General features: G+C 73.1%; 14 protein-coding genes and 2 pseudogenes. 2 read left to right on the top strand and 14 right to left on the bottom strand.

Features of this window, described 5'->3' with window-relative positions; genetic code table 11:
• Positions 1-186 precede the first annotated feature (186 nt).
• The gene (locus tag ACFC0D_RS05750; protein ID WP_376431393.1) at positions 187-1,437 is read left to right on the top strand and encodes an MFS transporter; all 1,251 of its coding nucleotides are present in this window, start codon (positions 187-189) and stop codon (positions 1,435-1,437) included.
• A 31-nt stretch (positions 1,438-1,468) separates the two neighbouring features.
• Here ACFC0D_RS05750 and ACFC0D_RS05745 read toward each other — a convergent pair.
• Positions 1,469-1,705, bottom strand: a pseudogene (locus ACFC0D_RS05745) (Tn3 family transposase); the annotation flags it as partial.
• A 1-nt stretch (position 1,706) separates the two neighbouring features.
• Between ACFC0D_RS05745 and ACFC0D_RS05740 the strand changes: the two are divergent.
• Positions 1,707-1,831, top strand: a pseudogene (locus tag ACFC0D_RS05740) (ATP-binding protein); the annotation flags it as partial.
• On the opposite strand, the gene ACFC0D_RS05735 reads toward ACFC0D_RS05740, so the two are convergent.
• From ACFC0D_RS05735 to ACFC0D_RS05675, 13 genes are all read right to left on the bottom strand, one after another.
• Positions 1,797-3,326, bottom strand: a complete 1,530-nt coding sequence (locus tag ACFC0D_RS05735) for an amino acid permease (RefSeq protein WP_376431391.1) — start codon at positions 3,324-3,326, stop codon at positions 1,797-1,799. The pseudogene ACFC0D_RS05740 and the gene ACFC0D_RS05735 overlap by 35 nt on opposite strands.
• A 144-nt stretch (positions 3,327-3,470) precedes the next feature.
• The gene (argF, locus tag ACFC0D_RS05730; RefSeq protein ID WP_376431389.1) at positions 3,471-4,481 is read right to left on the bottom strand and encodes an ornithine carbamoyltransferase; all 1,011 of its coding nucleotides are present in this window, start codon (positions 4,479-4,481) and stop codon (positions 3,471-3,473) included.
• A gap of 151 nt (positions 4,482-4,632) precedes the next feature.
• A complete protein-coding gene (locus ACFC0D_RS05725; RefSeq protein ID WP_376431387.1) occupies positions 4,633-5,865 on the bottom strand; it encodes an arginine deiminase in 1,233 nt (410 codons plus the stop codon).
• A gap of 58 nt (positions 5,866-5,923) precedes the next feature.
• Complete coding sequence (locus ACFC0D_RS05720) at positions 5,924-8,170, bottom strand: hypothetical protein (RefSeq protein ID WP_376431385.1); 2,247 nt, start codon at positions 8,168-8,170, stop codon at positions 5,924-5,926.
• A complete protein-coding gene (locus ACFC0D_RS05715) occupies positions 8,170-10,341 on the bottom strand; it encodes a hypothetical protein (RefSeq protein ID WP_376431383.1) in 2,172 nt (723 codons plus the stop codon). The genes ACFC0D_RS05720 and ACFC0D_RS05715 overlap by 1 nt, the downstream gene beginning before the upstream one ends.
• Positions 10,338-12,788, bottom strand: a complete 2,451-nt coding sequence (locus ACFC0D_RS05710) for a hypothetical protein (RefSeq protein WP_376431381.1) — start codon at positions 12,786-12,788, stop codon at positions 10,338-10,340. Before ACFC0D_RS05710 ends, ACFC0D_RS05715 begins: the two co-directional genes overlap by 4 nt.
• Positions 12,785-16,246 (bottom strand): tubulin-like doman-containing protein, encoded by a 3,462-nt coding sequence (locus tag ACFC0D_RS05705; RefSeq protein WP_376431379.1) that lies wholly within the window; start codon positions 16,244-16,246, stop codon positions 12,785-12,787. The genes ACFC0D_RS05710 and ACFC0D_RS05705 overlap by 4 nt, the downstream gene beginning before the upstream one ends.
• Positions 16,247-16,285: 39 nt before the next feature.
• Positions 16,286-18,709 (bottom strand): VWA domain-containing protein, encoded by a 2,424-nt coding sequence (locus ACFC0D_RS05700; RefSeq protein ID WP_376431377.1) that lies wholly within the window; start codon positions 18,707-18,709, stop codon positions 16,286-16,288.
• A 6-nt stretch (positions 18,710-18,715) separates the two neighbouring features.
• Complete coding sequence (locus ACFC0D_RS05695) at positions 18,716-19,261, bottom strand: Pycsar system effector family protein (protein ID WP_376431375.1); 546 nt, start codon at positions 19,259-19,261, stop codon at positions 18,716-18,718.
• A complete protein-coding gene (locus tag ACFC0D_RS05690) occupies positions 19,258-20,520 on the bottom strand; it encodes a hypothetical protein (protein ID WP_376431373.1) in 1,263 nt (420 codons plus the stop codon). The genes ACFC0D_RS05695 and ACFC0D_RS05690 overlap by 4 nt, the downstream gene beginning before the upstream one ends.
• On the bottom strand, positions 20,517-22,913 hold the full coding sequence (locus tag ACFC0D_RS05685) for a hypothetical protein (protein ID WP_376431371.1): 2,397 nt from the start codon (positions 22,911-22,913) through the stop codon (positions 20,517-20,519). The genes ACFC0D_RS05690 and ACFC0D_RS05685 overlap by 4 nt, the downstream gene beginning before the upstream one ends.
• On the bottom strand, positions 22,910-23,716 hold the full coding sequence (locus ACFC0D_RS05680; protein ID WP_376431369.1) for a hypothetical protein: 807 nt from the start codon (positions 23,714-23,716) through the stop codon (positions 22,910-22,912). The genes ACFC0D_RS05685 and ACFC0D_RS05680 overlap by 4 nt, the downstream gene beginning before the upstream one ends.
• Positions 23,717-23,792: 76 nt before the next feature.
• Positions 23,793-24,512 (bottom strand): Crp/Fnr family transcriptional regulator, encoded by a 720-nt coding sequence (locus ACFC0D_RS05675; protein ID WP_376431509.1) that lies wholly within the window; start codon positions 24,510-24,512, stop codon positions 23,793-23,795.
• Positions 24,513-24,645: the final 133 nt, after the last annotated feature.

Here is a 24,645-nt window from a genome sequence, read left to right as displayed (position 1 = left end):
CCACGACATGGCGCATCCAGCACGGGTTCGTTGGAAGGGTTGCCCGCCTGTCGCCAAACGATCGTTTGACGACAGATTCCTCGGGGGGGGGGTGGCGCGGTCCTGGTTCGGGCCCCTGGCGGAACCAGAGCACGCGATCTTGGTGCTACTCCCGCTGGATCAGCGACCGCTGTTAGCGTGCTTTCCATGATCAAGGGCGACTTGGCGGGTCGAATAGGCCGGATGACGGGGGACAGTGGGCCGGAGCGCGTGCTGGTCGCCGCCAGTTTCGTCAACCGAGTCGGCAATGGTCTGTTCAACGCGGCGTCGGCGCTCTACTTCACCTTGGTCGTGGGCCTGCCTGCGGTGCAGGTCGGCGCCGCGCTCACCATCGCCGGAGTGATCGGGCTGTGCGCGGGGATACCAGGCGGGCATCTCGCAGATCGGCGAGGGGCGCGCACGATCATGATGTCGGCCCTCGCGGTCCAGGCCGTGTCGATGGCGGCCCTCGTCCTCGTCGAGAGCTGGGCCGCGCTCACGATCATCGCGACGGTCGACCAGATCGCCGCGGCGGCCGGCGGGGCGGCGTGGGGCGCACTGGTGGTCCGGGTCGGGGGTGAGCGCCCGGCCCTGTTCCGTGCCAAGCTGCGCACGTTCGTCAACCTGGGCGTCGTCCTGGGAACGGTGGGTGCGGGGCTGGCGCTGGCCGCGGACACCCGCGGTGCCTATGTCACGCTGATCCTCGGCAACGCGACGAGCTTCGCCCTGTGCGCGGTGCTGTTGCTCCTGCTGCCCCGCTATCCGGTGCTGGCAGCGCCGCCGCGCCAGCGTCGCTGGCTCGTCTTCGCGGATCGTCCCTTCCTGGCGTTCACCGCCCTCTACGGGGCCATGGGACTGCAGTACCCGGTGGTCTCCCTGCTCCTGCCGATCTGGATCTCCGAGCACACAGAAGCGCCGCGCTGGACGGTGGCCGCGCTGTTCGCCGTCAACTCCCTCTTCTGTGTGCTGATGCAGACCAGGATCGGCTCGCGTATCGAGACCCCGCACGACGGCGGCCGGGCGTTTCGCACGGCGGGGCTGCTCTTCCTCGTCAGCTGCCCGATGATGGCGCTGGCGGCGTACACCCCGGTCTGGGCCGCGGCAGGACTTGTCCTGGCCGCGATCTTCGTCCACAGCCTGGGAGAGGTCTGGGAGTCGTCTGCGGGCTTCGCCCTGGGCTTCGGTCTTGCCCCAGACCACGCCCAGGGCCAGTACCAAGGTGTCCTCGGTCTCGGCTTCAGCGCGGGCCAGGCTCTCGCCCCCGCGATCCTCACCACGGTAGTGCTCGGCCTCGGCACGACAGGCTGGCTGCTGCTGGCGGCGTTCTTCGCGGCACTGGGCGCTGTTGGCCCATCTCTTGCCCGCTGGGGCACGCGGACCCGGCCGCAGCCAAGCGTTGCCGCGGAAGTGACGGGATGACCAGCGAGTCGGTGTCAGAAGCCGTCTTCCGGTCGTCCTCTGCCAGCTCCGGTGCGTCCGAGTCGCGCAGCGGGCGCAGGGCACCGGCGGCCGGGACACTTGCGGTGTAGCTGTAGCGGCCGAGAAGGTTCAGGTTGCGGTGCTTGAGCGGGGAGAACCGGGCGATGTCCTCGTCGCGGATCTCGTGGCCCTCGGCGCGGAGCTGGGCGACGGCGGCGTCGATGCACTTCGTCACCCAGAACACGATGGCGTTGAGGACCGGGCCGAGCTGGCAGGAGCACGGCCCGGTCTGCTGCTCATCCGCGCGCTCAGCAGCGACTGCGGCCACCGCCCCACCGCGCACGGCAAGGCGGTCTGGTTCACCCTTCTCGCGATACCGGCACAGCGGCGGCCCCGGCGACCTCGGCCGGCATGGCGTCCGCCCCTCCGGCCGCCGTCGGCCCACCGGCGGCCGGAGCGGCATCGGACACCGCCGCATCGGACGGCGCGGCCGTGACCAGGCGCGAGTTGCGGCGCCCGTAGACCGCGTACACCACCGCGCCGACGGCGAGGAAGACCGCGAACTGCACCCAGGTCGCCCAGCCCGTGCCCCAGATCAGATACAGGCAGAAGGCGATGCCGAGCAGCGGGCTGACCGGGTACAGCGGCACCCGGAAGGTGCGCGGCAGCTCCGGGTCGCGGCGGCGCAGCACGATCACCGCGACGTTCACGACGGCCATGACGGCGAGCGTGCCGATCGTCGTCAGACCGACCACCACGTCGAGCGAGGAGAACGCGGCCGGGACCGCGAAGACGGCGGCCACGATCCAGGTGTTGGCCACCGGGGTCGCGCTCTTCGGCGAGACCCGCTCGAAGACCCGGGGGACGAGTCCGTCGCGGGACATCGACATCAGGATGCGGGTCTGCCCGTACATCACCGCGAGGACGACGGACGCGATCGCGACGACCGCGCCGAAGGCGATGATCCCGCCGCCGACCGTCGACCCGGTGACCTGGTCGACCACGAGCGAGAGCGCGGCCGGCTTGTCGCCGACGGCGTCGGCGCCGAGCGCGCCGATCGCGGAGAGCGCCACCGCTCCGTAGAGCACCGTGACGACGCCGATGCAGATGAGGATGGCGAGGGGGATGGTGCGGCGGGGGTTCTTCACCTCTTCACCGGCGGTGGTGATGGCGTCGAAACCGATGTACGAGAAGAAGGCCAGCGAGGCCCCCGCGGTGATCCCGGCGGCGCCGTGCCCCGCGAACGGCGAGAGGTTGCCGTCCTGGAAGGCGGTGAAACCGATCGCGCAGAAGAGGATCAGGACGCCGATCTTGAGGACGGCCATCGCGGCCGTCGCCCGGGCGCTCTCCCGGATCCCGCGCACCAGCAGCACGGCGGCGAGGAGGATGACGACCACCGCGGGCAGGTTGATCATGCCGCCGTCGGCGGGGCCGGAGGAGAGCGCGGCGGGCAGCCGCAGTCCGACGAGGCTGTCGAGCAGCTCGTTGAGGTACTGGCTCCAGCCGACCGCGACCGCCGACACCGAGACGCCGTACTCCAGGAGCAGACACCAGCCGACGAGGAAGGCGACGCGCTCGCCGAGGCTCGCGTAGGCGAACGAGTAGGACGATCCGGAGACGGGGATCGCGCTGCCGAGCTCCGCGAAGGACAGCGCGGTGAAGATGCAGGTGACCGCGGCCAGGACGAACGAGATCACGACGGCGGGGCCGGCCTCGGCGACGCTGTCGGAGAGGCCGACGAAGATACCGGTGCCGACGATCGCGCCGACGCCGAAGCACACGAGCTGGAAGAGGCCCATGGTGCGCTTGAGGCCGTGGCCCTCGAGGTCCGCGCCGGATTCGGCGATCAGCTGCTGGGGGGATTTGATCCGCGACGCGGACGGGGACATGCGGTGGTTCTCATCTCTGGTCGAGCACACGCGCACACGCACGCGTGGGTCACACACGCGTGGGGTTCGAGCGTGCGAGCTCGAACCCCACCAATCGACCGATGGTAACCACGGGTGCACATATCCACCCAATCGGGCGTATCGCTATCCGAGGGCGGGAGCCATCGTCGCGACCAGGACCGCCTTGATCGTGTGCATCCGGTTCTCGGCCTCGTCGAAGACGACGGAGTACTCCGACTCGAAGACCTCGTCGGAGACCTCCAGCTCGGTCAGCCCGTGCCGGGCGTGGATGTCGCGACCGACGGCGGTACCCAGGTCGTGGAAGGCGGGCAGGCAGTGCAGGAACCTCACGTCCGACTTCCCCGTGGCGCGCAGGACGTCCATGGTCACGGAGTACGGGGCGAGGTGGGCGATCCGCTCGTCCCAGATCTCCTTGGGCTCACCCATCGAGACCCAGACGTCGGTGGCGACGAAGTCGGCGTTGTGGACGCCCGCGGCGACGTCCTCGGTGAGCGTGATCGTCGCGCCGCTCGTCTCGGCCAGTTTCCGCGCGGCCGCGACGATCTCCGCGCCCGGCCAGTACGCCTCGGGGGCGACGATCCGCACGTCCATGCCGAGGAGGGCGCCGGTGACCAGGTAGCTGTTGCCCATGTTGAAGCGGGCGTCGCCGAGGTAGGCGAACGTGAGGGCGTCCAGGGGCTTGTCCGTGTGCTCGGTCATCGTCAGGACGTCGGCGAGCATCTGGGTGGGGTGCCAGTCGTCCGTCAGTCCGTTGAAGACGGGGACGCCCGCGTGGGCGGCGAACGCCTCGACGTGCGCCTGACTGTCGCCGCGGTACTCGATGCCGTCGAACATCCGGCCGAGGACGCGGGCGGTGTCCTTGACCGACTCCTTGTGCCCGATCTGCGAACCGGAGGGGTCGAGGTAGGTCGTGGAGGCACCCTGGTCGGCGGCGGCGACCTCGAAGGCACAGCGGGTCCGGGTCGAGGTCTTCTCGAAGATCAGGGCGATGTTCTTGCCGCGCAGCCGCTGGACCTCGTTACCCGCCTTCTTCGCCGCCTTCAGCTCGGCGGCCAGGTCGATCAGACCGCGGAACTCCTCGGCGGTGAAGTCCAGCTCCTTGAGGAAGTGGCGGCCGATGAGGTCGGTGGCCATGGGTGCTCCTGGGTACGGTCGGGTACGGCTGATGAGTCAACGCCTGGAAGTCTATACGTCGATCAGCATTTATATACAGTGATGCGGCCCACTCGTCGCCCGCCCCACCGGCCGCCCCGTCCACCGCTCCCCGGCACAGCCGGCCGGGTCGTCACACCGCGTCCCGCTCCACCGGGCAGCTCATGCAGCGCGGTCCGCCCCTGCCCCGCCCCAGCTCGCTTCCCGGGATCTCGATCACCTCGATCCCCTGCTTGCGCAGATGCGTGTTGGTCGTGACGTTCCGCTCGTACGCCACGACCACGCCCGGCTCGACGGCGAGCACGTTGCAGCCGTCGTCCCACTGCTCGCGCTCCGCCGCGTGGACGTCCTGCGTCGCCGTCAGCACGCGGATGTCCTGCAGTCCGAGCGCGGCGGCGATCGCGCTGTGCATCTGCTCCGGAGGGTGGTCGGTGACCCGGAGCGAGTGCCCCTCGTCGCCCGGTTCGATCGTGTAGGAGCGGAGCATTCCCAGCCCCGCGTACTGGGTGAAGGTGTCCTGGTCGACCATCGTCATCACCGTGTCGAGGTGCATGAAAGCGCGCCGCTTCGGCATGTCCAGCGCGACGATCGTCCGGGCCGAACCGGCCGCGAACAGACCGCGCGCCAGCATCTCCACCGCCTGCGGGGTGGTGCGCTCGCTCATCCCGATGAGCACGGCGCCGTTGCCGATGACGAGCACGTCCCCGCCCTCGATCGTCGACGGATAGTCGGACTGTCCCTCCGACCAGTGGTGGAAGGTGCCCGCCTCGGGTCCGGTGAAGAGCGGATGGTGCTTGTAGATCGCCTCGAAGTGGACCGTCTCGCGTTGCCGTGCGGGCCAGCGCATCGCGTTGATGGAGACGCCGTCGTAGATCCAGGCGGAGGTGTCCCGGGTGAAGATGTGGTTGGGCAGCGGCCGGAGGACGAAGTCGTCCAGGTCCATGACATGGAAGCGGACCGAGGTCGGCTCGCGGTGCGCGGCCAGGAACTCCCGCTTCGTCATCCCGCCGACCAGCGCCTCGACGAGTTCGGAGGCGTCGAGGGAGTCGAAGGCGGCGCGCAGATGGTCGGCGGCCAGCGGGCCGTACTCCTTCTCGTCGAAGACCCGGTCGAGGACGAGCTTGCGGGCGGCGGGCAGCTCCAGCGACTCCCGCAGGAGATCCCCGAAGAGATGGACCTCGACGCCCCGGTCGCGCAGTACGTCGGCGAATCCGTCGTGCTCCTGCCGGGCCCGGCGCACCCAGAGCACGTCGTCGAAGAGAAGAGCGTCCTTGTTGGAGGGTGTCAGCCGCTTCAGCTCCAGATCGGGCCGGTGCAGTACGACGCGGCGGAGACGCCCGGCCTCGGAGTCGACATGGAATCCCATGCGCCCATCCTGACGGAGCCGGGCGGCTCGCGCGTGGTTCTCGGCGCGGTCGCCGGGGTCACGTCGCGTAGATCGCGACGATCACGGAGATGAGGATGACCAACACCGCGACCAGGGCGAGGGCGACGAGCTTGCCGTCCCCTCCCGAGGAGACCGCCGGGGGCGGCTCGGGTCGCCGGGACGGTGGTGGCGGGGCGGCGGGGCGGGGCGGCGGAGGGGATGGGGATACGGGGGTGGGTGCGGGGGCAGGGGCGGGTACGAACGCCGGGCGCATGGCCCGGGGTTGGGGCTGAGGCTGGGCGTAGGCCTCCCTGAGAAGCGCCCGCCAGATGTCCTCGGGGAGTCCCGGCCGCTCGTCGTCCACGATCTGCCGGAACGCGGACCGCGCGGCCGGGACGGGGCTCGACCGGAGCCCGGACAGCAGCGCTACGAGCGCACCGGCCGGGACGTCGCCCTCGTCGAGGAGGGGACGGACGGCCCAGCGGTGCAACGCGGCCGCGTTGGCGGCCCGTTCGGCCTCGCCGGGCTCCCCGGGCTGGGTGGAGCGGGGCGTCGTCGCGAACAGCTCCTGGCCGATCACGAGGTCGCGGAACTCCCTGCGCAGCGAGTGCTCCCAGGACGGCAGACGTCGGGCGACCTCCCCCATGAGCAGGGTCGTGACGGCGTACGGCTGGGGCCGGCGGAGCGCGTCGAGCAGTTCGCCGTCGCCCCCGGCCCGTACGTGCGCCTCCGCGTCCTCGGCGGAGGTCGCGAGCCTCCGTACGAGACCGGTCTCCACGGCCTTCCCCCGTCCCCGTGGCCGCAACAGGCGGCGCTGCCCACCGCCCTCGGGCCCGCGCCAGACGGGGGCCACGACGGGCACGTCCACCGGGTCGTGGGCGGGCGCCGGAGCACGGGGGGCGGGAGGAAGGGGTGCGTCCTTCCGGCCCCCGGGGTCGTGCGCCGCACGGGCCTCCCGCACCTCCTGGGGCACGTACGCCTGGGGCCCGTACGCCTGGCGTTCGCCGCCGTACGGGAGCCGGTCCGCGTGTGGCGCCCCGGGTCCGGGCTCCTCCCGGCGTCCACGGGACTCCTGGTCCTCATGGGACGCCTGCGTATCGCGGACCGCTCCGGCACCACGGGCTCCCCGGTCACCGCCGGACGCATCCCCCGGCGGCCACCCCTCGTGGGGATGCGAGATCCCCGGAGCCTGGGCGGCCCCAGCTGCACGGTTCGGCCCGCCGCCGGCCTCGGTGTCCCCCGGCCACGCCTCCTCGGAGCGCGGGACGCCCCGCCCCTCGGGGACTCCACCGGGCGCTCGCGCACCCGCGTCGCCGTCGTCGTGCGCGTCCCGCGGCCACGTGGCCCGGGCGCGGGAGTCGCCCCGGCGTGCCTCCCCGGCGCCCTGGCTCCGCTCGCGCCGGGTCTCCCCCGCCCGGCGGGTCCTCATGTCGTCGAGCGCGGCGAGTGCGCGCTCCGCCGTCTCCAGCAGGGGGCGGTCTTCCGAGCCCGGTACTGCCCGCAGCGCGTCGGCGACCGAGGCCGTCTTGCGTGCGTCGGCCTCCGACAGGGACCAGAGGTGGTGGTGGACGAGCCGGGTCGCGATCTCCTCCGCGCGGTCGCCGAGGCGTTCGCGTGGGTCGACGCGGCGGCGGTCGGTGTTCCGGCTCGCCGCGCCCGCCCACTTGCCGACGAACACGAAGCGCAGCGCGGGCAGTTCGACCGTGTCGTGGCTCGCGAAGGTCCAGCGCCGGTCGGGGAGGAGCCCGCCGAACATGCCGTGCAGTCCCCACAGCACGGGGCACGCCGTGTCCCCGCGCTCGTCGAGCAGGGTGAACCTCGCCTTCGGGTTGCGCAGCAACTCCGCAGTCGTACCGACGAGTTCGGACTCCACCTCCTGCAGCGCGATCGGCCCGGACGCCCGCTCCAGCGCCCGCGCCGGTACGACGGGGAGCGGACCGCGCACCTCGGCCAGAGGAAGCGCGGCCCCCTCCCAGTTCCACCCGTGGAGTCCCAGGCAGGTGGCGGGATCGAGCAGCTCCGCCGAGCCGACGAGGGCATGGCAGATCACGGAGGACCGTCCCCCGGGGTCCGTCCACGGCGTACGGCGTATCAGCAGTACCCCCGCGCGCTGGTGCAGCCGGAGCAGCGCGGGCCGGGTCTCCTCGCCGCTCGCCCGCAGCAGCGCGCCGAAGATCCCGAAGAGCGTCTCCACCTCCTCGTGCGGCGCCGACCAGGCCACCGGACCGAAACCGGTGCTGCCGGATACGTTCTCGCTGTCCCAGCGGAAGACGATCTGGTCGACCTCGTTCTCCGACCGTGCCATCAGGCTCTCCCCTCGCTCGGTTCCGCCTCGGGAAGCAGCCCGCACATGGCGAAGATGGACAGCAGCGGTGCGAGGACCCGGCGTGACCGGGCCCCGTGGGGGAAGCGGTCCCCCTTGGCCTCCCCGCCGGTCGCCGCGACGAAGTGCAGCGTGCAGCGTGCACAGTCGTCGAAGGGCTTGAGCCAGGCGGAGCTCGCGTGGTGGGCCAGGAACGCGTAGGCGTCCCGGCTCTCCGAGCGCAGCGCCTCCCGGTCGAGTGGCCGGGGCAGCGCGCGGCCGAGCCAGCGGTCGACGGACGGTTCGAAGCGCACCAGGTCGGACTTGTTGACGGCGATGGTCGCCGGCGCGCCCACCAGGCCGCCGTTCTGCCGCGGGATCCGGTTGAGGACCGTCGTGAACGCCTCGTCCCCCAGGTCCCGCCGCGGTAGGCCGTTCTGTTCGCGGACCGGGTCGAGCGACGGCATCCGCAGCGCCCGCAAGGGATCCAGGACGAAGACGAAGGCGTCGACGCCCATCAGGAAGCGGGCGACCTCCCCGTCCTGGGCGAGGTCCTCACCGGCCAGGTCGAAGAAGACGACGGGCCGGGGCAGGGTGCCGCGCGCGGAGACCAGCAGCCCGTCGGCGAACCGGGCGAAGGTCTGCTGGCCCGTGCGGCCCAACTGCCGTCCCTGCTGGAGGCTCTGCACCCGTTCCCGCAGATAGGTGCGGTGCGCCTCGGGGTTGAGCGGCAGGCACTTCAGACCGTACGGCTCCAGGCCGCCGAGCTCGACCTCGCCGAGCATGGCGGCCAGCAGATGGGTCTTGCCCACGGAGGAGCTGCCGACCAGGGCGATGGACAGCGGCTCGCCGTTGGTGAGGTAGGGCACGGGAAGTTCGTGCGCCTCCTCGCCCTTCCCGGCGTGCGGGCACAGGTGGTACGCCTTGCGCAGGGCGTCCTCCCGGTGCCCGGGACGGTGTTCGCCGCTGAGGTCGAGCGGTATCCGATTGCCCTTGGCGTCGATGGTGACGAGCAGGCGCTCGTCGTACTCGACGGGGACCAGACAGTGCGGGCACATCCGCCCCCGCGTGGGCGGCGGGACGGGCTCGGGGACGACCTGAGGGGGCGGCGGGGTCGGATCGGGGTCGCCGCCGCCGAAGAACCGGTCGCGCAGGGAGCGCTTCGGCGGCACCAGGTCGTACGGATTGCGCGGGCCGTCGTACGAGCCGGCCGGAGTCCCGTACGAGGTGTGCGACGGGCCCTCACCCTGCCAGGACGCCCTCGACACCTCGCGCTTGCGCGCGAGTTGGGCGTCGTACTCGGCGCGGCCCGCGCTGAGCGGATCGGCGGTGCCGACCGACGTGGCGAGCGGGTCGGGGACGTGGAGCAGCCGCATCAGTTCGGCGGGGGACGGCCGGGCGGCCGCTTCCGTGGCGAACAGGCCGCTCTGTTCGAGCGCCGCGAGGCGCCGGTAGTCGCCGAGGTCCTCCGGCGGGCCCTCGCCCCGGTCGGGGTGGCCGGACAGCAGGAAGTAGCCGAGCCTGGCCACCGACCACAGGTCGTCCCGGGTGTCGGCGACGCCGCGTCCCGCGCGTTGTTCGGGCGAGGCCCAGGGCGCCCCGCCGAAGACCTCGCGGGACTCGCCGGTGCGCAATGCCGCGTACGGCTCGCACAGCCGCACATGGGTGCCGTCCCAGCGGACGGTGTCGGGTGCGATCGCCCGGTGCACCAGCTCGACCTCGCTCAGGAGCCGTACCGTGAGCGCGAGTTGGGCGATGATCTGCTGCTGTTCGTCACCGCCGAGGCGGTCCCTGCACTCGGCCAGCGGCGTACCGCCCGGCGTCCGGTAGAGGACGAAGGGCTCGGCGCAGTCCAGGTCGAAGCCGATCACCCGGGTGAAGACCTCACCGAACTTCTCGGCGCCGTAACGCCGTTCGAGGGCGACGGCGGCGGAGACCTCCCGTTCGAGCGTCCCGTACGCCCGCGGGTCGCCCTGCGCGGAGAGCGGCAGCCGGAACTGGAGAGCCTGCCAGCCGGTGCTCAGGGTGACCTGCCGGGCGAGGACGCCGGGCCGGCCGGGGAGTCTGCGGTCCTCGCCGTAGCGGACGGAGAACCGGATCGGCTCCTCGAGATGCGTACGGAACTCCAGCTCCTCCTGCGGGCCGGGGCGCTGTGGCGCTTCCGCCTCGGTCATGACGCTCCCGCCCCTTCTTCCCTGACGATGCGGACCACGTCGCCGCGCAGCGGCACGAGACGCAGGATCCCCGCGTGGCGTCCCGCGCGCGTCCACACCACGTCCTCGACCGTGCCCCGCCAGATGTCGTCGCCGGTGGCGCCGCGGCGCATCGCCTCGGGCACGAACCGGACCTGGCGGCTGGCGGAGGGATCGTGGGACAGCAGCCGCAGATGCTCCGGGCCGCACAGCGGCACCGTACGGTCGGGGTCGTCGTCGGCCGCGAGCAGCCGGGCGACCGCGTCCGGCGCCACTCCGGTGAGCCGGGCCGCGTCGGGGCGTTCGCCCCGGTCCGCGGCGCCGGGCGGCGGGGACGCGGCCACGTCGCGCTCCAGCCGGACCCGGGTCTCGTGGAGCAGCTCCGTCAGCCGGTCGTCGAGCGGCAGCCGGCCGGCGTTCCCGGGGTCGCGTTCGATCCCGGCCCAGCAGCTGTCGAGGATGCGGACGGTGCCCTCGCGGAGGTCGGCGACGAGGGTGTCCACGAGAGCGGGTCCCCCGTCGCCGTACCGGCGTTCCAGCCAGGGCGGCGCGGCACCCGCGGCCCGCGCCGGAGCGGGATAGGGCGCCGCGGCCGGGGTGGGAGCGGGTTCGGGGAAGGCGGTGGGGCCGGCCCCCGGCGGCGGATCGTCCGGTACGTCGGACCAGGCGTCGTCCCCCGCGCTGTCCGCCCAGTCCTGCCAGCTCCACGCCGCGGTCGCCCCGGTCACCGGGGCGTCGGCGCGCTCCTCCTTCACCCCGCTGCCCTCGTACCCGTACGCGTCCTCGGACTCGGACTCGTACGGGTACGCGCCCGCGGTGGCCGCCAGTCCGCGCAGCAGCCGGGCGACGGCGGCCGCGCCGTCCGAGCAGTGGTGGCGCACCTCGGCGAAGAGCCAGTCGTGCACCGCGGTCGTGACGACGAGGGTGCGGATCTCCCCGACCACGCGGCCCGCGCTCTCCGGGTCCACCCGGGCCCACCAGTCGTCCACGGCCCGGGTCCAGTCCCGCAGGGCGAGCGCCACGACGGCGACGACGGCCACCGCCAGGGCCACGGCCCCCGCCCAGAGCGGGAGACCGAGGACCTGTCCCAGGCCCGCTCCTCCGGCGCCGCCGACGAGGCCGCCGAGGAGCCGGGGCGCGGCGCCGGTGCTGCCTCCGCCGTCGAGCCGTCCGTCCGGGGAGCGGTTGGGCCTGCGCCGCAGCATCAGATGGGCGAGGGCTGCGCTCAGGACGCCGACGGCGGGGCCGAGTGCCCAACCGGCGACGGGCCAGAGCCCCGCCACGAAGGCGAGGACGGCGGTGACCGCCAAGGCGACGGTCCGTGACCCACCGGCCGTGAACGGATGCTGCGCGGCGAGGCGGTTCCTCTCCTCCCGGCCGCAGATCTCGTCGAGGCGGGCCAGCCGGGCGGCGCTGCCCGCCGGAGCGGTGCGCGCCGACAGGGCGGCGAGGCGGGCGGCGACGGAGCGCAGTGGAAGGCCGCGCCCGATCAGATCGTGGGTGTGGTCGCGCAGCGCGGGGACGATCCCCGCACGCGAGATCTCCCGTGGCATCTCGGGCAGTTCGATGCCCCGGTCGTGCAGCTGCCCTCGGTGCTCGGCCGTCAGCCGTGTGCCGCCCGCCGCGGCGAACGCTTCGGCGACAGCGGTACGGAGGCGGGCGAGGGCGCCCGCCACCCGCTCGATGTCACCGGGCAGGTCGGGCCTCCGGCCGGATCCGCTGAGCAGTCCGGCCGGGCCCCGCACCCAGGTGTATCCCTCGACGGCGTCGTCCAGGGCCTCCTCAGAGGTACGCAGCAGGATTCCGGCCCGTCCCTGGGCGGGAATCCAGTCGTGACCGGAGAGGGAGCGCGGCACGGACTCGTCCAGGAGCACGGCGAGTTCGGCGGGGACGGCGTCTGTGGGCGCGAGGGCCGGGACGTCGGGTCCGGCCAGGCCCTCGACGGCCTGCCGCCAGGAACGCGCACGGGCCTCGTCGGTGAGGTCGTGCTCCAGGACGCGCGCGGAGGGGACGGCCACGCCGCGCACGACGTCCCCGAGCGCGCGGAGCACGGCGTCGAACACCTCGGGGGTGGCCAGCACGTCGACGAGCGGGCGCAGCGCGGCGTCGTCGGAGTCGTCGAGCAGCCACAGAACTCCCGCGCCCGGCGGCCGCAGCGTCAGCGAGCGGCTCAGGATCCGCTGCCCGGGGGCGCCGACGGCCAGACAGACGACCCGTGCGGGGCCGTAGGACGACAGGCGCTCGTGCAGGAGTTGATGGGCGACGAGCCGGTCGGCGTCGTCGAGGACGAGGAAGCGCCGTTCGCCGCGGGGCTGCGGGGCGTCCAGGGCGGCGCGCACCGCGCCGTCGGGGTCGTGCACCCCGGCCCTCAGGTCGAGGCACACGGCATGACCGGGCACCGGATGATCCGGGGTCGCGCGGGGGCTCACTCCTCCTCACCGTCCAGGTCCCAGGGGTAGCGGGCGTTCTCGGGCGCGTCGACGGGGTCGGAGGCCGGCCGCGCCGTGGGCCTGGGCTCGCGCACAGGCCCGGGCTCGTAGGACGAGCGGGGCTCGGACTCGTACGACGACCGCGGCCCGGACTCGTACGACGACCGCGGCGCGCGCTCGGACTCGTACCCGGCCCGCGGCCCGGACTCGTACGACGAACGCGCCTCGGACTCGTACCCGGCGCGCGGCCCGGACTCGTACGACGAACGCGGCTCGCGCTCGTACCCGGCGCGCGGCTCGGGCACGCGCGGGGGCTGCGCGGCCGGGCCGTTCGGGGCGTGGCGTTCGAAGAGGGCGCGCAGGTTGGGGCGGGTGGCCAGGCCCGCCCCGGAGAAGCGCATGTCCAGGGCGCCGGGGAAGGTCACCTCCCAGAAGTGGCGCAGCGGCGCGAGCCACTGCGTGTACTCCTCGCCGTACTCGGCGGCCAGCTCCTCGATCAGGACGAGCTGGCGCGGCGCGACCTTCTCGACGAAGTGGACGAAGAGCGGCGAGGGGCCCGCCGGTGTGGTCGCGAGGCCCTTCGGCAGAGCGCGCATCAGCCGCTCGCAGAACTCTTCGATGATCCGGCCCTCGTCGAGCAGCGCCCAGCGTTCGTAGGCGCGCAGCAGCCCCGCCCAGCTGGAGAGCGCCCCGTCGAAGCCCTCAAGGCGCAGTGACATGGTCGCCGACTCGCCCTCCTGCAGCCGGATCCGGACCAGTTCCGGCGACTCCGCGGGACCCTCGATCATGATGTGTCCGTTCCACATCGCGTTCAGCAGCCGGTGCAGGATCCGCTGCCGGTCCTCCTCGGTGGAGACCAGCCAGTCGTCCTGGTAGCCGAGCCGCTGCCGCCAGTGCAGGAAGTCGTCCTCGCCCGCCGAGTCCCGTGCGTCGGCCCAGAGTTTGAGGACGCCGCGGACCTCGGAGATGTCGGTGAGGTTCATCCCGCTGCGGAACAGGACCACGGTGAGGGAGTCGGTGTCCACGGCCCGGTACTCCTGCGTCGCCCCGGCCGGCAGGTTCAGCTCCGCGCCGAGGTACTCGGCCGCGCGTGCGTCGGACTCGCTCGCCGGATGCACGATGAGGATCTTCAGCGGCCCGCTGCCGTCCGGGCTGAAGCCCAGCGGGAGCAGCCCGGCGATACCGGAGCGGAACTGCTCCAGCCAGCGGACGTCGATCTTCGACTCGGCGGCCTCGTCCCCGGACGCGGCCCGCAGCAGCAGCTCCATCGAGGGCAGCAGCGGGCGGGTGTAACGGTCCTCGTTCGCCTCGCCGAAGAGCCGCTTGACGCGCTGCTCGACGACCTGCTTGATCACCTTGACCGGGGCGCCCGGCGAGTGGCGGACGGCGTCCAGGGCCGAGCGCCAGTCCTCGGGCCGGACCAGCCGGCCCAGCAGGGTGGCCGCGTCGACGTTCTCCGGCAGCCGCTCGCTCTGCGCCAGCCGGTCCAGGACGTCGTCGTAGAAGGCGCGCAGGCTGTTCTGCGGGGGCAGCAGATAGGTGATGCCGGTGCGGTCGTCGCGGTAGAGCTCGCGCCTGCGGTCGGCGAAGAGCCGTCCCTCGTCCTGCTCATGGGCACGGAGCGCCTTCGTCAGCTCGCCGAGGTCGTGGACGATCCGGTGCAGCGCGTCGCGCCACTGCGGCTCGCCCGCCTCCCAGCCGCTGTGCCACAGCTTCCGCGCCCGCCACTGGTACCAGTCCTGCTGTTCGGCCAGCACGTCCTGTACGTCGGGGTCGGTCCACCGCGCCGGTACGAGGCCGGCGGCGCTGCGCCTGATGTGCGGGATCACGGGGGACGCGGTCTGGACGTGCGCGGGCCGTTCGGGGATGTTGCGCCGGTTGTCGAGCATTCCGGTGAACCCTTCCCTGGCGACCCGGTCGGGGTGGCCGGGCAGCCCGTTCAGGACGGCCTCCAGCTGGAAGGGCCCGATCTTGTCGAGCAGTTCACGGGCTCCGGTGCTCGGTTTGAACTCCTCGGTGAGGCGCGGGACTTCACGGTCGAGCTGGCCCTCCAGGCGGGCGAGCGAGTCCTCCATGTCGCCGAGCCGGTCACGCAGCGCCTTGGTGATCGCCCGGTTGCCGCGCGGGAGTTCCTCGGGATCGGGCACGTCCGGGGCCTCGCGGGTCCACAGCCGGCCGATGCCGGAGCGGTTGAAGAGATCCCGTACGAGTTCGGGGGACTCGGTGGAGGGCCGGCGGGCCTTCTCGGTCATGCCGCGGACGGCCTGGGCGAGGAGGCGGGCGGCGACGATCTCGGCGAGGTCGTCGACCGGCACGGTGAGGGAGGCGGCGAGGCTGCTGGACATGCCGCGATAGCCGATGCCGGTACGGGCGGGGGTGGACCGCTCCACGCTCTTGTTGACGAAGCTGGCGGCGAAGGACTGGTAGTCGTCGTCGCTGCCGTGGTTGCCCGATCCGGTGTCCTCGCCGAGTTCGGTGCCGATGAGGGACATCACCATGGCGGTGATGGAGCGGCGCAGGTCCTCGGGCCGGATCACCGAGGGCTTGGAGAAGAGGAAGGCGGTCTGCACGGTCGAGGGCCGCAGCGCGACGACGCCCTCCCCCGGGTAGTGCACGCTGATCCGGCTGCGCTGTCCGATGTCGCCGACCTCGTCGAGGGCGTTCGGCACGTTCTGGTCGTCGACGAGCCGGGAGAGGTCCACCAGGGCGCGGGCCGCGTTGAGTTCGGCCTCCCGGCCGCCGCCCGCCTCGGGCGGGAACGCGGAGGGCATGACGACCAGCGGATAGATCTTCACTCCGCGCACCTTGGCGTGGCGGAACTCGTGCCCGATGAGGTGGAGGAAGTCGTAGAAGATGCCGGCTCCGGTGCCGCCGGCCACCGAGAAGGCGACGAAGACGTCGCAGCCCCGGATCCGGCCGCCACCGACCCGCTGGAGGTCCCCGGCCGCGGTGCCGATGGCGCTGATCGCCTCGCGCAGCTGGCGCAGGACCGGTTCGAGGCCGGAGCGCATCGTCGCGAACAGCGCGGCGCGGCCCACGGTCGGGAGCTGGCCCGCGCCGTCGTGCAGGGGGGCGACCCGGGGCTGGCGGGCCTGCGGCGGCAGCCAGGACCGGGTCTCCTCGTGGAGGGCGATCCGCAACATGCGGGTCACCTCGGGCGAGGAGTCGAACTCGGCCGGCAGCAGGTCGCGGATCACCCTGGACGTACGGGCGTAGGCCTGGCTCTCCGCTCCCCTGGCCCGGAACTGCGGCTGCTGCCGCAGGTCGCCCTCGCTGAAGTCCGCGTACACGAACTGGAGGCATTCGGGCAGCTGGAAGGGGAGCCGCTTCCCCCCGTCGACGAGGTCGGTGCCGTCGGGGCCGCACAGCTCTCTGCGCAGGCTCCGCTCGAGTTCGCTGCCGATGCGTGCGCCGGTGCCGCCGAGGCCGACGAAGAGCATGGGCTGGTAGATCTTCATGTCGTGTCTCCCCTTGGGACCCTGTGCTGCGTGGTCCGGTCAGAAATTCGGGTCCCATGTGCTGGTGGTCGTGGGCTGCTCCCGGCGGCCCTCGTCGGTGTCGGGCGTACGGCTCCGGTCCCGGCCGGTGTCACGGTCGCCGGAGGCGGACGTGCGGCGGCGGGGGACGCGGGCGCGCCAGCCGCCGGTACCGGGTGTGCGGTCCGTGCGCGTCGATCTGCCGCCGCCGCCCGAGCCGCCGGATCCCGTCTGTCCGCCACGGCCGGTGCGGCGGCCGTCCCCGACGATGAGCTCGAAGTCGTCGAGCCCGGCCGGTACTCCGGGGCGTACGGAGAACTCCCGCCCTCCGTTCGGGCGCAGCAGCAGTTCACCGGCGCCCGTGCGGCGCAACCGGTGGGCCGAGGACGCGCCGCGGGCGCGGCGCAGCGCGGGAGCCGCGCCCCTCGCCTCCTCGACCGTGAAGAGGTACTCGCCGCCGCCGCTCCGGCCGTTGCGGACGGTGAGCGTGCTGAGGGACTGTCCGTCGCGGAGGAGTTCGAGCCGGACTCCGGTCAGGTCCTTGCGACGGCTGCGGGCGGCCAGCCGGATGCCCACGACGGCGCCGGCGAGCAGGACGGCCGCCGCCCCGCCGATCACCGCCCACCGCCACGTGTCCCACCAGGTGGGGGGCGCCTCGACGCGTACGTCGAGGAAGGCGGTGTCGAGCGCCTGCCCGGCGGCACCGGTGTCCAGGACTTCGACCAGGCCGCCGAGTTCGCCGACGGGGGTGCCCTTCCCCACGGTGACGGTGAAGTCGAACCGGGTCTTTCGGCCCGCTTCGGCGGTGACCGTGGCCGGGGACACCTTCAGGTCGGTGCCGGCCGCCTGGTCCTTCAGGGCGAGGCGCAGGGTGTGCGGGCCGCTGTCGTTGTTGGTGATGTCGAGGGTGCCCCGCACGGTGTCTCCGGGGTGGACGCTCACCCGGTCGACGGCGAGCCCGGCGGTGACCGCGGGGGTGCCCTCCGACCGTGTGGTGTTGAGCGGGCGGCGGTCGGAGGTGACTCCGGGCGCCGCCATGTCGGTGACGAGTGTCAGGTCGCCGGTGGCGGTGGCGGGGACGGTGATGCGGCCCGAGAACCGGACGTCGCCGGCCCTGCGGTCGGGTGCGCGACCGTCGTCGGTGAGGCGGACGGTGACCGGCGCGAAGCCCGTGCCGGTCAGTACGGCGGAGACCGTGACGCCCTCCAGCAGCTTGGGGTCGGTGATGACGACCCCGCGCCGCGTCTGCATCCGTACCTCCACGACGGCCTCCTGGCCGGCGCGCGGCGAGGCGGGGTCGAGGGTGACCTCGGAGCGCAGCCGGCCCTGCCAGATCGCCCGGACGGCGACCTCGCGGTCCCGGTGGCCCTCCGGGGCCTCGATGTGGACGCGCCAGCGGCCGGGCATCGGGTTCTTGACGCGCAGCGCCTCGACCGGGCCGTCCTGTCCGCTGACCTCGAAGGTGGAACCGTCGAACTCTCCCTGGGTGGGCACCTTGCGCCCGCTCGGGTCGTAGTAGGTCACCCGTACCTTGGGGTCGTGCTTGCCGACCGTGAGCGAGCCGTCGGTGGCGATGGGCGGGATGGTGACGGACAGGTCGGCGGGCGGCTTGCCGACGGTGCCGTGCGCGATGCGTGCGCAGCGGGCTGCCGCGAAGGTCTCCTGGAGCGCCTTGTCGATCTCCGCCGCGGTGTCGACCACCCGCATCTTGGGGGTGGCCTCGGGCAGGTCGGCGCAGCTTCCGCGGTGGCCTCCCTCGGCCATGGCGGTGAGCGTGGCGCGGTCGATCTCGCCGCCGAAGCCGAGCGGCCAGATCTGGATGGACGCGGCCCGGGCGCGGGCGAGTTCCTCGGCGAGCCGCTTCTCGCCGTTCGCCTGCCGGTTGGCCTTGTCGGTGCCGTACTCCGGGCTGTCGCTCACGTCGAGCTTGCCGTCGGTGAGCAGGAAGACGACCTTGGGCGTGTCCTTGCGGCCGTCCTCGGTGAGCCGGGAGACGGCCTGGCGGATCGCGGCGGGGAAGTCGGTGCCGGGGCCCATGCTCGCCGCGTCGCGCCGGGTCAGCCGCGGGACGCAGTCGCTGAGCCGCTGGCGGCCTGCCGCGTCGGCGACGGTGAGCGGGCAGACCTCCCGTACGGGGGACTGGCCGGCCTTCTCGGAGCTGCCGAAGCCGATGACGGTGGCCCGTGAGCGCTCGGATATCTCACCCTGGCTGAGCAGGGCGGCGGCCTCGGTCTCGAGGGCCAGGTCCTTGTCGGCGAGGCTCGCGGACTGGTCGACGACGACGGCGAAGTCGATCGGGTCCGGACCGTCGTCCTTCGGAGGGGCGTTCGTGGCGGCGGGGGTTCGTGGGGTCGCCGCGTCGGCTCCGGTCGGGCCCGTCGGGCCGGAGAGCGCGAGCAGCGCCCCGGCGAGGAGCAGGACGCCCCCGGTGTTTCTCCACTGCATTGTCTCTCACCACAGTTCGCTGAAGAGGGCCGGCAGGGCGCCGAGCACGAGGGAGCAGACGCCCAGGCGCAGCCACCGGTATTTCGCGGCGAGCACGACACCGTGCACGCTCGCCTGTTCGAGGAGCCAGCCGGTGGCGTCGTCACCGGACGCCGTGAGCCGGTCGCGCAGCGCGTCCGCGGGCGTCCCCGCCGTCAGGTCCCGCAGGAGGGTGCGGTCGGCCCCTGTGCGGGTGCGCGGCAGGACCACCGAGACGAGCATCAGGACCCCGGCCGTCCACAGCGTCCCGGCCACGACGATCAGGGCGAGACCCGCGCCGGAGGTGGGCAGCGGGCCGCGGTCCCGGGAGAAGACCACCGCCAGGAAGGCGAGGGCGCCGGAGAGCAGGATCGCCGCCTTGGTGTCGGCCCGGCCGATGTCCTCGCGGACGGTGACGAGCAGCCGGTCGGCCATGAAGCGGAGGTCTTCGGGGTCGGGGGCGGGCGAGGGCGTCGGGGGTACGGGGTCGGACGGCGCCGGGCTCGGCACGGGGGCCGGCGCGGGCGTGGTCATTCGGCGTCCCAGTCGTCGAAGTCGGAGCTGTGCCGGGAGCCGGACGACCGACCTCGGTTGCCGTCGCGGTCCCGCTCGGAGGAGGACTGGACGCGGGTCGGCTCGTACACCGGCCGGTCCCCCTCGGCCCGGTCGTCGACCCGCGCCCGGCCCGCTTCGCGGCGCTCGCCCCAGGCGCCCTCGTCCGCACCGGCGTCGGCGTCCCCGTCGGGGTCGGCGTCCCACGGCGGCTGGACCGGTTCGGGGTGCCCCCGGTCCAGGGCGGCCCGCCCCCGCCCGGAAGCGGGCGGGTTGAGGACGTGCCCGGCGACTCCGCCGAGTACGGAGCCGGTGCTCTCCCGCAGGAACTCCAGTACCTGGTACATCGGTTCGCCGATGTCGTGCCGCTCCAGGACCCCGGTGTCGAGGAGCCGGTTGAACACCGCGAGGAAGTCGGCCTGACCCTCCCGCTTCTCGTGCTGGAGTTCGCGCCTGATGTCCCACTGCTTGTCGGGGTTCATCGCCATGTGGTGGGCGATCTGCGCGAGGTCGCCGCGCCGGAAGAGCTCTTCGAGATCGCGGGCCCGCTCGGCGACCAGCCGCCGTTCGGCCATGTCCTTGAGGCGCTGCTGCTCCATCTCGCGCTCGTCGACCTGCATGGCCACGGAGACCATGTCGCGCTTGCCGATCGCCTCCTTGATGGCGTCGTCCAGGTCGATGAAGACGAGCACACGGGTCCGCAGCCCGAGGTCCGCGCCGAGGCTGAACCGCCCGGAACTCAACTCGTCCCGTACGGCCTCGTCGGCGCGCTGCGCGTCGGTGAGCCGGAACCTGCGGGACACCGCGCGCAGCCCGTCCAGGAGATCGTCGCGCAGCAACTCGGCGACGTCCCAGACCTGTTGGGTGACGACGAGATGCGGGTCCGCGACCTCCCACTGGATCCGGGCGGCGGCCTTGAAGAAGACCCCGTCGCCGGAGGCCGGCAGGGTGAGTTCGAACTCGGTGACGTTCCGTCCGAGCTGGACCTCGAAGACGGTGTACGGAAAGCCCATCAGGGGCTTGTCGGTGTCCTCGTTGCGGTCGGGCCACATGACCCGGTGGCCGCCGTTGCGGTAGAGGAGGACGGCGGCGATCTGGCCGCTGTCACGCTTGTACGGGGGCTTGCGCTCGCGGAGCAGCGGGCCTCTGGCTCCGTTGCCGCGCGGGTCCTGCTCCTGTCGTCCCTGCTCCTGGCCCCGGCGCTCGTCGGACGGGTCGCCCTGGTTCCGCGGGTCGTTCATCGCGTCGCTCCTTCCGCGACGGCGTCCCACATCCGGCCCGCCGCGCGTTTGTCCATGGGCCGGTCCCGGTCGCCGACCAGCTCCTTCAGCAGCCCCCGCAGCCGGTCCCGGTCCCGGCGGCTGACACCGAGCAGCGGCAGGAGCCGGCAGACGTGACCGAGCGCCTCCTCGTCCTTGGCCGCACGGCGCAGCAGGCTGCCCAGACCGTCGAGGGCCACCTCGCCGGCGCGGGCGGTGTTGAGCGTGTGGCGCAGCAGGGCGCCCAGTTCCGGCGTGAGTTCGGGACGGGTGGCGAGCAGGGCGACGAGCAGCGGCCTGGCGGCGTGCGGTTCGAGCTCGCCCACGTCGCGCAGCCCCCACAGGTGGGTGGTACGGAACGTCAGGGTGTCGACCATGGTGACGAGGACCAGGTTGGCGAGATTGTGCCGTCCGTCCTTGAGCCACTCGGTCATCCGCCGGGTCACCGTCTCGGGCTCGCCCGAGGCGAGGAGCCTGGCGACGCTGAATGCGGCGGCGGAGATGACGTCCACGTCGGTCGCCTCGCGCTCGCGCACGACCCGGGCCAGCCCGTCGAGCGAACCGCTCACGGTGCCCGCCGCCAGCACGTAGCCGTGGGCGAGCAGGACCACGTCGCGCAGGTCGTCGTCGCCGGCCCACTCCTTCAGGACGGCGACGACGGCGGGCCGCACACGGGGGTCGCGCGCCGCCTCGGCGAGCGCCGTGGCGGCCGCCATCCGCGGTACGGCGCCGTCCGTGACCGCCAGCGGGGCGATCAGCTCGCCGAACCCGTGGATCCAGTCCCAGGAGCAGAGCACCCCGGCGGCGATGGAGGCGCGCACCCACACCTCCGGGCGCGGGTCGTCGCAGAGCGAGCGGAGCCAGCGGGAGACCGGGCCGCGCACGTTGTGGTAGCCGTGCCAGATCTCGCCGAGGACGGCGGTGGCCAGCGCGTCGCCCTGGAAGCGGATCGCCCGCACGGGCACCTTGGCGGGCCCGAGGTCGAGCTCGCCGTCCTCCAGGACGGAGCGGGCGAGCACCGGGCGGCTGTCGGCGTGGGTGCCGAACAGCCGTCGTCCCGAAGGGTGTTCGGGGTCGAGGGTGGAGCTGAGCTCCCAGGAGAGGAGTTCGGCGGCCTCGGCGGCGATGCTGTACGCCGAGCCGTTGAAGACGGCGACGGCGATACGGAACGCGGTGGCGTTGAGGGCCGGCTGCGCCTCGGGCAGGGTGCCGGGGCGGTCCGCGCCGGCGAACCAGGCACGTGCCTGCGCCCGTACGAACGCCGAGCAGTCCTCCAGGAGCTCCTCGTCGGTGAGCTCCTCCTTCTGACGCCGGGCCAGGTGGTCGGCGAGCCGGGCGGCCTCGCGCGGACGCAGCGCGTCGAGGCCCAGGGCCTTGGTCACCTCGGGCCGCCGGGCGAGCTCACGCGCGGAGTCCAGGGCTCCCGAGGGTTCGCCGCGCAGCAGTTGCCGCAGATGGCGGTGGAGGACCTCGTCGGAGGGCGGTGGCGGGCAGTACATCCCGTACCGTCCGCGCATCAGCCGGTCGGCGAGGTCGCCGCTCTCGACGAGGACGACGCCGTACGCGTCCTGGTCGCGCAGCTGCCGGCTGAACCGGTCGAGGTGCAGTTCGGAGAGGCGGATGCGGGAGCGGCGGCTCCGGTCACGGGACTCGTCCGTGCCGCGCTGCGGTTCGTGGTCGAGGCGGGCGTCGTCGGACGGCAGCTCCAGGAGGTGGCCGCAGGTCCGCTCCAGTACGTCGGTCTCGATCTCGTCCACGCGGTGGCGGGGGTCGAGGCGGGCGACCTTGTGGTCGGTGAGTTCGGAGAGGAGGGCCAGGGCGGTGGCCTTGCGGCCGCTGCCGGTCTCGCCGCACAGGACCAGGAGGCGGTTCTCCCGCAGGAGTTCCTTCATCCGTACGTAGCCGGGAACCTCGCAGTAGATGTCGTCCAGGTGCTGGAGGCTCTCCTCGGGCACCCGGCCCTGCACGATGTCCGAGCGTGTGCCCGGGCTCGACCAGTACTGGGTGATGAACTGGTTGCCCTCGTAGATCTGGCCGTCGCGGCCGAAGTCGTACGTGCGGCCCGAGGGGCGGGGTGCGAGGGTGCGCAGGGCGGCGCGTGCGGTGCCGGCGCCGCCGGTGCCGCCCACGCCGTCGACGGGACTGCGGCCGGCCCGGTCGAAGGGGTTGGCCTCGGGCTGCTGTTCACCCGCGCCGTCGGCCCGGTCGGTACCGGCCCGGTCGCCGCCCGCCCGGTCGGCACCGGCCCGGTCCCCGCCTGCCCGGTCCCCGCCTGCCCGGTCGCCGCCTGCTCGGTCGGCGCCGGAGGATTCGCCGCCGGAGCGGCCGTCGTCCCTGGGCTCGTCCTGGGCCGGGGCGCCGTCGTCGTCGCTCATGCGCCCTCCCCGTGCCGGATGCCGGTGATACCGCCGTGAATGGTGTTGTCCTTGATCACCACGAGGTCACGACCGGCCTGGTAACTGTCGCCCCGTGTGGGGTCGGTGGGCGGTGGGCCGTCCCCCCGCGTCGGCCCACCGCCGGTCTCTGGGTCACCACGGCCGTCCCCGCCGTCCCGCCTTTCGAACGGCGGCATCGGCGGCGCCGTTCTGCGGGGGATGTTGAACCAGGCGGTCTCGTCGGTTTCCTTGGAGCGCACCCGGGCCTGCCGGTAGTGCCCCGGCTCCACGTAGCGGCCACCCTCGACGACCACGTTGTCGTGGAGCCAGTCGGAGACGACGACGAGCAGATCGGCATCGGGCGCGGCGGTCATGATCTGTTTGGCCGTGGGGCTGTCGCAGAGCCGGCATGCCAGGTCGACCGCGCGGCCGACGAGACCGTGCCCGTCGTCCAGAACGAGCCCCGCGTTCATGCCGACCCGCATCCGCAGCCGCTCCTGGCGGCCCGCGTTGTGCTCGCGCAGGCTCTCGTACAGGGTGTCGATCCACCGTCCGACCATGAACGACGGCGGAACCTCCGGGCGCAGCGCACCGAGGATGCCGTCGCCGCGGTCCTCCTGGTGGACCGTGCCCGGCTCGACGCCGATGGCGGCGTACGCCTCGCCGAACGCCTCGTACATGGCGGCACGCATCCGTCGTTTCGTGTCCATGCCCCAGGTGCCCGATCCGACCGCGTCGCCGAAGACGACGAGGCGATGGATCGCTCCCGCACTCGCTCCCGCGCTCGCTCCCGCACTGCTCACTCGGACTCCCTGTGTGCCGTGTTGCCGTGGTGACGGGTCAAGCCTGGCCGCACGCGGCGGCCGGCGATGTAGCCGTTTACACACCCGGCGGAGGTTTCTCCGCCGATTTCGTGTGGGGTGATCCGCCCTGGGCCAGCAGGACCAGGACGGGCATGTCGATGACGACCACACGGCGGTTCGCCGTGCGGACGACGTCCTGTTCCCGCAGCAGCCGGAGGGCCTTGGCCACCGCCTCCCGGGTGGCGCCTATGGCCGCCGCCAGGTCGTGCTGGGGAAGCGGAAGTTCGAGCACGGTGCCGGCGTCCGCCCGCCGGCCGGCCCGCTCGGCGAGCTCGACCAGACGTGCGGCCAGCCGCTGGAGCACGGTCTCGGAGGCGAGGGAGCGGCGCTCGACGTCGGCGCTGCGCAGCCGGGCGGAGAGCTGCCGCAGGATCAGCGAGGTGGCGTGCGGATGGGCGGCGAGGAAGCGGCGGAAGCGGTCGCCGGCGATGGCGACGGCCTCGACGCGGCCGAGGGCGGTGACGGTGGCGCTGCGCGGTCGGCGGTCCACCGCGGCGAGGTCACCGACGACCTCTCCCGCGCCGCGCAGGGCGAGTATGAGGCGGGCGCCGCGCTCGGTCTCGACCGAGACGACGGACCAGCCGGACATGAGGGCGAGGACGTACGCGGTGGTGTCGCGCTCCCGGATCATCACCTCGCCGGGCTCGTAGACGCGCCGGCTCCCCTCGGCGAGGAGCGTCCTGCGGTCCCGGTCGGGCAGGGCGTGGAGGAAGCGGTCCTGGCCGAAAAGACTCACTGCCACCCACCCCCGCCCGCGAAGCCGTGGAAGCCACGTGGGGCCGTGCCCGCGCTCGCCTCTGTGTGTTGGTTCCCACCTCATGTGGCGTGCGCAGTCACTCTGTTGACGTTGCGTCACGTCGTGGGGTGAA

This window comes from Streptomyces sp. NPDC056222, from assembly GCF_042264065.1.
Classification (GTDB): domain Bacteria; phylum Actinomycetota; class Actinomycetes; order Streptomycetales; family Streptomycetaceae; genus Streptomyces.
This window is presented reverse-complemented; position numbering and strand designations above follow the sequence as displayed.

Coding starts and splice junctions, on each gene's coding strand:
- ACFC0D_RS05750 (WP_376431393.1), top strand. CDS start 187: ATGATCAAGGGCGACTTGGCGGGTCGAATAGGCCGGATGACGGGGGAC.
- ACFC0D_RS05735 (WP_376431391.1), bottom strand. CDS start 3,326: ATGTCCCCGTCCGCGTCGCGGATCAAATCCCCCCAGCAGCTGATCGCC.
- argF (WP_376431389.1), bottom strand. CDS start 4,481: ATGGCCACCGACCTCATCGGCCGCCACTTCCTCAAGGAGCTGGACTTC.
- ACFC0D_RS05725 (WP_376431387.1), bottom strand. CDS start 5,865: ATGGGATTCCATGTCGACTCCGAGGCCGGGCGTCTCCGCCGCGTCGTA.
- ACFC0D_RS05720 (WP_376431385.1), bottom strand. CDS start 8,170: ATGGCACGGTCGGAGAACGAGGTCGACCAGATCGTCTTCCGCTGGGAC.
- ACFC0D_RS05715 (WP_376431383.1), bottom strand. CDS start 10,341: ATGACCGAGGCGGAAGCGCCACAGCGCCCCGGCCCGCAGGAGGAGCTG.
- ACFC0D_RS05705 (WP_376431379.1), bottom strand. CDS start 16,246: ATGAAGATCTACCAGCCCATGCTCTTCGTCGGCCTCGGCGGCACCGGC.
- ACFC0D_RS05700 (WP_376431377.1), bottom strand. CDS start 18,709: ATGCAGTGGAGAAACACCGGGGGCGTCCTGCTCCTCGCCGGGGCGCTG.
- ACFC0D_RS05695 (WP_376431375.1), bottom strand. CDS start 19,261: ATGACCACGCCCGCGCCGGCCCCCGTGCCGAGCCCGGCGCCGTCCGAC.
- ACFC0D_RS05690 (WP_376431373.1), bottom strand. CDS start 20,520: ATGAACGACCCGCGGAACCAGGGCGACCCGTCCGACGAGCGCCGGGGC.
- ACFC0D_RS05685 (WP_376431371.1), bottom strand. CDS start 22,913: ATGAGCGACGACGACGGCGCCCCGGCCCAGGACGAGCCCAGGGACGAC.